The sequence below is a fragment of the Pseudomonas corni genome (assembly GCF_057128765.1).
Genome location: NZ_JBSKHW010000014.1, coordinates 20630 through 27325, shown reverse-complemented (window position 1 = coordinate 27325; position 6696 = coordinate 20630). Strand labels below are relative to the sequence as shown.

The 6696-nt window shown below is 60.1% G+C and carries 5 protein-coding genes; all 5 read left to right on the top strand.

Going from position 1 to position 6696, the window contains the following annotated elements; genetic code table 11:
* Positions 1-391: 391 nt before the first annotated feature.
* The 5 genes from ACWKV9_RS20450 (at position 392) to araD1 (ending at position 6636) form a co-directional block, all read left to right on the top strand.
* Positions 392-1738 carry an MFS transporter gene (locus ACWKV9_RS20450; protein ID WP_483837954.1) on the top strand — a complete coding sequence of 449 codons (1347 nt, stop codon included), beginning with the start codon at positions 392-394 and terminating at the stop codon, positions 1736-1738.
* Positions 1731-2693 carry an amidohydrolase family protein gene (locus ACWKV9_RS20445; protein WP_483837953.1) on the top strand — a complete coding sequence of 321 codons (963 nt, stop codon included), beginning with the start codon at positions 1731-1733 and terminating at the stop codon, positions 2691-2693. The genes ACWKV9_RS20450 and ACWKV9_RS20445 overlap by 8 nt, the downstream gene beginning before the upstream one ends.
* Entirely contained in the window at positions 2690-3694 is a 1005-nt protein-coding gene (locus ACWKV9_RS20440) for a 4-hydroxythreonine-4-phosphate dehydrogenase PdxA (protein WP_483837952.1), read from the top strand. The genes ACWKV9_RS20445 and ACWKV9_RS20440 overlap by 4 nt, the downstream gene beginning before the upstream one ends.
* Before the next feature lie 594 nt (positions 3695-4288).
* A complete protein-coding gene (locus tag ACWKV9_RS20435) occupies positions 4289-5464 on the top strand; it encodes an L-rhamnonate dehydratase (protein WP_483837951.1) in 1176 nt (391 codons plus the stop codon).
* A 176-nt stretch (positions 5465-5640) separates the two neighbouring features.
* Positions 5641-6636: an AraD1 family protein gene (gene araD1, locus ACWKV9_RS20430; RefSeq protein WP_483837950.1), complete on the top strand. Its 996-nt coding sequence runs from the start codon at positions 5641-5643 to the stop codon at positions 6634-6636.
* The last annotated feature ends 60 nt before the right edge of the window (positions 6637-6696 follow it).

The following is a 6696-nucleotide window of genomic DNA, read 5'->3' as shown; positions in this document are numbered from 1 at the left end:
GTGGCGGGGTGTGTCAGGCATATTGCGTTCGCCGGTTTTGCTGCCGCTGCGCGCCAGATCGTCGGCAAGCCAGACTCCTACGCCTTCGGCAGAAGCGGGGGAGCGGTACTGTCCTGTTTTTGATTCTGGCCGCAGGCCGTAGGAGTCCGGCTTGCCGACGATGGGTTGCGCAGCAGCCCCAAAATCCGTTGGCGGGCGAACGCGTCAACGCGCGATCACTCTTTCAATCCCGAGGTATATCCTCCAGCTATCGCCCTATTTCCAGTTTTGATTAGACGGTTATCGGTAAGACTTCGATAGTGAGCTCATCGCGTAGCCAGGTTGTTGCGCACAAACGGTGATCGCCTGATGATCATCGATCAATAAAAACAAGAAATTCGAGGTACGCACCATGGCTCGCAGCAGCGCCGACGTGCACCTGTCCGCAACAGGTGAGACCTTCGCTAAATCCCCCGCCAATGTCCTTGCGGCCAAGGCCAGTACGGTTCGCTGGCGCATCTTCGCCATCATCTTTGTGCTGACCATGGTCAACCTGATCGACCGCGTTTCGCTGTCCATCGCCATGCCGACCATCGCCAAGGAGTTTTCCCTCACCCCGGCCATGCAGGGCCTGATCCTCAGTAGCTTCTTCTGGGCCTACGCGCTGTTGCAGATCCCCGGCGGCTGGATGATCGACCGCTTCGGCCCGCGCCGCGTAATCACATGGTCCACCGGGCTGTGGGGCACCTTTCAAGTGTTGGCCGGGTTTGCCACCGGCGGCGCGTCGTTGCTGTTCGCGCGGATGTTTCTCGGAGCCGCCGAAGCACCGTTATTCCCCTCGGGCGGCAAGCTGATTTCCCTGTGGCTGGCGCCAAGCGAACGCAGCCGTGGCGCGGTGATGATGGACAGCGGCAGCCCACTCGGCGTGGCGTTGGGCGGTTTGATCATCGCCTACCTCATCGTCTCGCTGGATTCCTGGCGCATGGCCTTCGTCATCGCCGGTGTCGCGACCCTCGCGCTGGGTCTGGTGTCTTGGCGTTACCTGCGTGACGACCCCTCCGTTCACCCGCAAGTGAACGCGGCAGAACTGGAAAAAATCAACGCCGGCCGCGAAACCCCTGCCGCCGAAGCCGCGCGGGCCAAGGTCAAAGGGCTGGGCATTGCCGCCCGTTCGCTGACTGGCTTACTCGTCGGGCGCTCCAGCTGGGCGATGGTGTATTTCGGCCTGCTGACCTGGGGCCCAAGCTACCTGGCGCAAGCCCGGGGCTTCGACATCAAGGGCATCGGTTTTGCCACGTTCGTGATCTTCATCTGCGGCTCACTGGGTTCATTGACCGGCGGATTCCTGTGCGACGGCCTGATCCGCAAAGGCGTGCGCCGTGGCCTGGCGGTCAAAGGTCTGCTGACCTTTTCGGGCGTGATCGCACTGGGCGCACTGCTGCTCTTGCCACACCTGACCGACCCGTTTGCCGCCGTAGCGTTGCTGGCGATGACGGCGTTTTTCCTGATGTGGGGCAGCTTGTACTGGAGCTTCCCGGCCTTGTTGGCAGCGCCAGCACGAGTTGGTTTGATCGGTGGCGTGATGAACCTGGCGGGCAGCGTCGGCGGTATCTTCGTACCGATTCTGGTGGGCGTGATCCTGCAGTTCTTCGGCGGGTTCGGCGCTGTGCTCGCGTTCTTCGCGATCTGCGCGGCGCTGTTCGTACTGGCCACGTTGTTGATCAGCCTCGATGGCCCGCAGGAGGTTGGCAATGTCTGAGTCAAGCATCTGGAACGGCCCGATAGTCGACGCCCATCACCATTTCTGGGACCCGCAGGTGAACCATCACCCGTGGCTCTCGGAGGGCGTAAACATCCCGTTCCGCTACGGCGATTACTCAGCGATCAAGCGCCGCTACCTGCCGCCGGAATACTTTCAGGACGCTGGCGAGCACCAGGTGGTGCAGACCGTCTACGTCGAAACCGAATGGGACCCGACCGACCCGATCGGCGAAACCCGCTTCATCGAGAAAATCGCCGCCCGATACGGCGTGCCCAATGCGGTGGTCGCCCAAGCCTGGCTTGATCACCCCGACGCCATCGCGCTGCTGACCGAACAAGCTGCATTCAAGAGCGTGCGCAGTGTCCGTCACAAGCCGGGTGGTCCGACTTCTCCTGAGCAAGTGGGTCAACGACGCACCTTGATGAGCGATGAATATTGGCTACGAAGCTATGCCGCGCTGCACGACCTCGGCTTGCATTTCGATCTGCAAACGCCCTGGTGGAACCTGCCTGAAGCCGAGCAGTTGGCGCGGGACTTCCCGACCACGACGCTGATTCTGAACCACGCCGGTCTGCCGTCCGATCGCAGCGAGCAGGGTCTGGCTGGGTGGCATGCAGCGATGTCACGACTGGCCGAGCAGCCCAACGTGGTGGTGAAGATTTCCGGGCTGGGGCAGGGCGGGAAACCCTGGCGCGTCGAGGACAACGCCTGGATCGTGCGGGAAATCATCGCCATGTTCGGCGCAGAGCGCGCGATGTTCGCCAGCAACTTTCCGGTCGACAGCCTGTGCGGCTCGTTTGACGACATTTATAGCGGTTTCAAACACATCGTTCGTGATCTGCCGCGCGCCGATCAGGAGCGTCTTTTCTACAGCAACGCGCGACGTATCTACCGTTGCGAGCCGAGCGCCAGCGCGCAGTCGCGGCCAGAACAGGTGAGGAGTGAAGCATGAGCAAGACACGTATTGCGATGGTATTGGGTGATCCTGCGGGCATTGGTCCTGAATTGATTGCACGGCTGCTTTCAAGCGCCGAGGTGCGCAGTCAGGCCGAAGTGATTCTGATCGCTGACGAAGCCGAGATGCGAAGGGGCATGGACATCGCCGGGCTCGAATTTCCGTATCGGCCAATCGATTCGTTGGACAACCTGGTGTTCAGCGATGACACGCCACTTTTCTACAACTTTCGGGGCGATGCCGTGGGAGAGTTTCCCCGCAGCCAGGCCAGCGCCATCGGTGGCCGCTATTGCCTTGACACCCTGAAAATCGCTGTCGAACTGACCGCTGCCAAAACCACCAACGCCGTGTTGTTCGGGCCGTTGAACAAGACTTCGCTGCACATGGCTGGCATGGCGCACAACGACGAATTGCACTGGTTTGCCGAGCTGTTGGGTTTCAACGGGCCGTTCTGTGAATTCAACGTGTTGGACAATCTCTGGACCTCCCGCGTGACGTCCCATGTGGCGCTGTCGGCGGTGCCGGGCATGCTCAGTCAGCAGCGGGTGATCGAAGCCATTCGCCTTATTGACGATGCGCTCAAGCGCAATGGGCTGAAGGCCCCACGTATCGGTGTCTGTGGCCTGAACCCGCACAACGGTGACAACGGCTCGTTCGGACGCGAGGAAATCGACATCATTGGCCCAGCCGTGAAAACCGCTCAGGGACTGGGCATCAACGCCGATGGCCCTTATCCGGGAGACACGATTTTTCTGAAAGTGCAGGGTGATGCCAAAGCCTTCGACGCGGTGGTCACGATGTACCACGACCAGGGCCAGATCGCGATCAAACTGATGGGCTTCTCCCGAGGTGTCACGGTGCAGGGCGGCCTGCCGATCCCGATCACCACACCGGCCCACGGCACTGCGTTCGACATTGCCGGCAAGGGCAGCGCCAACGTCGGCGCCATCGCCCAGGCGTTCCAGATCGCCTGCCGGATGGGGCAGAGCAACGCCTGATCCCCCATTTGTTTAAACGACCACGTTTTTGCCGCAGGACGCTTTTGCAGTGCGTTCTGCGGTTTTTTTTGTCTGGAATTTGTGGTGCTCCGTATGCCGCCTTCGCGGACAAGTCCGCTCCCACGGGTTTTGCGGCGAACGGGGGTGCGCGTTGGGTCTGAAAATGTGGGAACGGACTTGTCCGCGAAGACGGCCACACATCCGATTCATCTCCATCGCCTGATCATCTATTCGCGGGCAAGCGCGCTCCTACCCTCTGACGAAAAATCTGGATCTGCCGCTGACTCTGTAGGAGCGAACTTGTTCGCGAGGCTTTTGACGGGACTGCGATTCGCGATCGCTCGCCAACAAGTTGGCTCCTTCAGAGAAGCAGCGTTCCTATAACCCCGAGCTTGACGAACGCTTCCAGCCGATCACCTGTAGCTATCACTGGATACGCATAAGTGATTAGCCGCGTGTCCATCACCGCTGGCAAAGTCGTTCCATCGATTCGCGCAGCACGGCTCTACGCCGGACACGCGAGGCGAATAAACAACTACAAAAAGCCAGTCCCGCATCGCGCAGGATTCACTGGCAATCAAGGAACCTGTCTTCATGAAAATCAAAGCAATTCGTACCCGAGTTTTTGAGTGGAAAGGCAAAGTCGTTCCACCTCAGGCGCACTTCTGCACCAACGCCAGCGACATCCTGTTCGAGCGCGGCGACGCCATGGGCTCGTTTCGTTTTCACGGCTGGCTGGTGGTGGAAATCGAGACCGACAACGGCATAGTCGGCATTGGTAACTGCGCGCTGGCGCCACGGGTAGCCAAGGAAATCATCGACACTTATCTGGCGCCCATCGCGATCGGCGAAGACCCGTTCGACAACGAATACATCTGGCAGAAAATGTACCGCCAGAGCCACGCCTGGGGCCGAAAAGGCATTGGCATGGCGGCCATTTCAGCGATCGACATCGCTATCTGGGACATCATGGGCAAGGCCGTAAACAAGCCGGTCTTCAAACTACTGGGCGGCCGGACCAAGGAAAAAATCTGGACCTACGCCTCCAAACTCTACGCCAACGACAATCTGGATCTGTTCCTCGAAGAAGCTCAGGGCTACCTCAGTCAGGGCTTCACAGCGATGAAAATGCGCTTTGGCTACGGTCCGAAAGACGGCCCGGCGGGCATGCGCAAGAACATCGAGCAGGTCCGCGCGCTGCGTGATCTGGCTGGCCCTGACATCGACATCATGCTTGAGTGCTACATGGGCTGGACCCTCGAATACGCCCGCCGCATGTTGCCCAAACTGGCGGAATTCGAGCCGCGCTGGCTGGAAGAACCGGTAATCGCCGATGACCTGGAAGGCTACGTTGAGCTGAAGAAGATGGGCATCATGCCGATCTCCGGCGGCGAGCACGAATTCACCTCGTACGGCTTCAAAGACATGCTCGAACGCCGCGCTGTCGATGTGATTCAGTACGACACCAACCGCGTGGGCGGCATCACCGCAGCGCGCAAAATCAACGCCATGGCCGAAGCCTGGTCGGTGCCGGTCATCCCTCACGCCGGTCAGATGCACAACTACCACTTGACCATGTCCACCACCGCCTCGCCGATGGCCGAGTTCTTCCCGGTATTCGACGTCGAAGTCGGCAACGAACTCTTCTACTACGTGTTCAAGGGCGAGCCGCAGCCGGTCAACGGCTACATCCAGCTGGACGACAACCTGCCGGGCCTGGGTCTGGAAATCTCGGATGAGTACCTGAGCGAGTTCAACATCATCGAGTGATGGTGTTTGCCCGCTCCAAACGAAACGCGATTTGTGGGAGGGAGCTTGCTCGCGAGACGACGGCGGCCGCGATGATCATGTGGCGGATGTACCGACCTCTTCGCGAGCAAGCTCCCTCCCACCAGATTTTTATCGCCCCTCAGTGAGCAGCACATCCAATAATGGAGATCCGGCCCATGCGCCTGATTCAATTTGAAAACACCCACGGGCAGCGTCAGGTCGGCGTCGTCGATGGTGAACAGTTGAACGTTGTACTCAACACCCAAAGCACCCGCGAACTCGCACTGTCTGCCATTCGTGCGCAACACAGCTTGCAGGAAGAAGTCGCCCAACGCGGCACCGAAGCCGGTCCGGACTACGCCGCACTGCTCACAAGCGGACATATCCTGCCGCCACTGGACCACGAAGACCCGGCCCATTGCCTGATCAGCGGCACCGGCCTGACTCATCTGGGCAGCGCCGCCGCGCGGGACAAAATGCATCAGCACGACGGCGAAGTCGAAGCTGGCATGACCGACACCATGAAGATCTTCAAGTGGGGCATCGACGGTGGCAAACCGGCGTCGGGTCAAGTGGGCGCGCAACCGGAATGGTTTTACAAAGGCGACGGCAGCATCGTCGTGCGTCCCGGTGCCGACTTCCCGGTGCCAGCCTTCGCCGAAGACGCGGGTGAAGAACCTGAGCTAACGGGGCTTTACGTGATCGGCGACGACGGCTTGCCGTACCGATTGGGCTACGCGCTGGGCAACGAATTTTCCGACCACGTGATGGAGCGCCGCAATTACCTGTACCTGGCGCATTCAAAGTTGCGCTTTTGTGCCTACGGCCCGGAACTGCGTGTGGGCGAGTTGCCGCATCATCTGGCGGGCATGAGCCGCATCAAGCGCAACGGCGAAGTGATCTGGGAGAAGGAATTCCTGAGCGGCGAAGACAACATGTGTCACAGCCTGGCCAACCTCGAATTTCACCACTTCAAGTACGCGCAGTTTCTGCGCCCTGGCGATGTGCACATTCACTACTTCGGCACGGCCACGTTGTCGTTTGCCGACGGGATAAAAACCCAGCCGGGCGATCGGTTTCAGATCAGCCTGGATGAGTTCGGCGCGCCGCTTGAGAACGGGATTGGAGAGGGTGTGCCTGCGCTTGGGATCGGGCAGATCAAAGCGCTTTGATGCGCAGGCTCCAGCAAACGGGGGCTGTAGGAGGGAGCTTGCCCGCGATTGCGGTTTGTC

Coding starts and splice junctions, on each gene's coding strand:
- ACWKV9_RS20450 (WP_483837954.1), top strand. CDS start 392: ATGGCTCGCAGCAGCGCCGACGTGCACCTGTCCGCAACAGGTGAGACC.
- ACWKV9_RS20445 (WP_483837953.1), top strand. CDS start 1,731: ATGTCTGAGTCAAGCATCTGGAACGGCCCGATAGTCGACGCCCATCAC.
- ACWKV9_RS20440 (WP_483837952.1), top strand. CDS start 2,690: ATGAGCAAGACACGTATTGCGATGGTATTGGGTGATCCTGCGGGCATT.
- ACWKV9_RS20435 (WP_483837951.1), top strand. CDS start 4,289: ATGAAAATCAAAGCAATTCGTACCCGAGTTTTTGAGTGGAAAGGCAAA.
- araD1 (WP_483837950.1), top strand. CDS start 5,641: ATGCGCCTGATTCAATTTGAAAACACCCACGGGCAGCGTCAGGTCGGC.